The following is a 1503-nucleotide window of genomic DNA, read 5'->3' on the forward strand; positions in this document are numbered from 1 at the left end:
ATTGCATAACGGACACAACCGCTTTTTGCAAAACCAAGTCTGATACAGTTTTAAATGCTCCCCAATCTTCCGAAAACGTAAAATTTCACCACAGCCTCGGACATCATGCGCCCGCTTAAATTCTAAAATCGACAAATATTCTGCATAGCGTACATTTTCAATTTTGCGCTCTCGCCAAGGTCTTACTTTTCCATTTGTTGTAACGTCTTTAAACACTTCAGACATAAAAAGCTCCTCCCGTTTTATCCACGTGAAGGAGCTGAATTATCATTTTAGCTAAGTTTACAGCCTTGACATCATAGGGTTTACCCCCTAGAATAAGGCTATAAATCGCAAATGATAATCAACTCACGTGCTCGGTCGCCAAACAGAGATTTCACGTGGGTTTTTTATTTTGTTTTCATTCAACCATTTATGAGGCTAATTTTACGCCTAAACCCCGCCATGTCAAGGCTTTAAATGAAAAACAAAAAAACGAATTGATTCTACTGTATCAAGATAAGAGGAAAGTGACAAAAAACGTCACTTTCAAAACCCCAAAAAAGAGGTTCATACTGAACCTCTTTTTTAAACCCAAAATTCAGTTAACGTTTATGAACAAGTTCCCAATCCAAATCTAAGGCGAAAATATATCGTAAGAAATTTTTTACACTCGGTACTGTATATTGACTCTCAATTTTAGAGATCATACTCGTAGATAAACCAGATATTCTCGCAACGTCACTTTGAGTTAAGCCTTTTTCAACACGCAAATTCAATACTGTAGCAAGAATCTCAGCATACGCTTCATCATCGTATTTACCGTTATTACCCAATTCAAAAATCTTTTTCCAACTACGTTCGTCAATTCTCGGCATTATTAATCCCCTTTAAATCTCTTTCTAAAACTCTAGAACATTACCACATTTTTGTTCACAATAAAAAAGCAAAAGCTTTAATTTTTAAAGGGGTAGCGGGCTAGTTAGAGAGACCCGCCAAAAATTTTATGAAATTTTCCAGTTTTAACGACCGAAAAAGTAAGACCTTGGGTTTCACCCAAACCTGACAAGCTGAACCAGCTTGACCGTTTCGACTTCGCCGCCAGTCGGGCTCGGGAAAACAGGCAAGCTGCTTTCCGCCTTTTAGCTTTTAATTTGCAAAGTCTATCAACTCCTTAAAGCCTCCTAGATAGTCTAATTTCGCCTGTACGGCTCAATAAGGCTATCTACGTCGATTTACCGTTGACAGACAGTTAAATAACTTGTTAATTCTTAAAATGGCTTAGAAGGCAATTTTGGGCTTCTGAGAGCAACTCAAAAAAGAGAAAAGTTCGAAGGAGTTTACGACTGAACTTATCTGCTTTTTGGGTTCCAAACTGACTTGTCAGTTTTAGTTTGAGCGGAGCGAATTCTGAGACAGGTTTTAAGCAACTTGCACCCCATTTATTTGGTGGGGTGCAAGTGCGCCCTTCTGACGTTTTGCAGTCAGAACGCACGACGTCATGAAAGTGACGTGTAAGTGCGC

At 38.9% G+C, this 1503-nt stretch carries 1 protein-coding gene and 1 pseudogene; both read right to left on the bottom strand.

Translation table 11 applies throughout. From position 1 onward, the window contains the following. Positions 1–225: pseudogene (locus tag FC65_RS10620) on the bottom strand (protein rep); the annotation flags it as partial. 359 nt (positions 226–584) lie between these two features. Continuing rightward, positions 585–857, bottom strand: coding sequence for a helix-turn-helix domain-containing protein (locus FC65_RS10625; RefSeq protein WP_010500046.1), 273 nt, complete (start codon positions 855–857; stop codon positions 585–587). Positions 858–1503: the final 646 nt, after the last annotated feature.

The sequence above is a fragment of the Ligilactobacillus acidipiscis DSM 15836 genome (genome assembly GCF_001435755.1).
In the GTDB taxonomy this organism is placed as follows: Bacteria; Bacillota; Bacilli; order Lactobacillales; family Lactobacillaceae; genus Ligilactobacillus; species Ligilactobacillus acidipiscis.